Raw genomic sequence first — 252 nt, forward strand, 5'->3', positions numbered from 1 at the left:
TTAGCAAAAAATATTTTCTTTCTTCTTCAAATTAATCATAAAGGAAAGAACATAAGCCGTAAAAAACTTCAACGAACTAAGCTACTTAATTACATCGCAAATCAAAATCCATGCATCATCTCTATGGAGGCTTGTTCTGGAGCGCATTATTGGGCCAGAGAATTCGAAAAGCTTGGTCACGAGGTACTTTTATACCCGCCTCAACATGTCAAAAGTCAGCGACGCAAACAAAAGAACGACTATAACGATGCC

The 252-nt window shown here is 37.7% G+C and carries 1 pseudogene; it reads left to right on the top strand.

Annotated features, from left to right (window positions below):
* Positions 1-252, top strand: a pseudogene (locus tag AACW06_RS20545) (IS110 family transposase); the annotation flags it as partial.

The sequence above is a fragment of the Vibrio sp. S12_S33 genome (assembly GCF_963889785.1).
GTDB classification, from domain to species: Bacteria; Pseudomonadota; Gammaproteobacteria; order Enterobacterales; family Vibrionaceae; genus Vibrio; species Vibrio aestuarianus.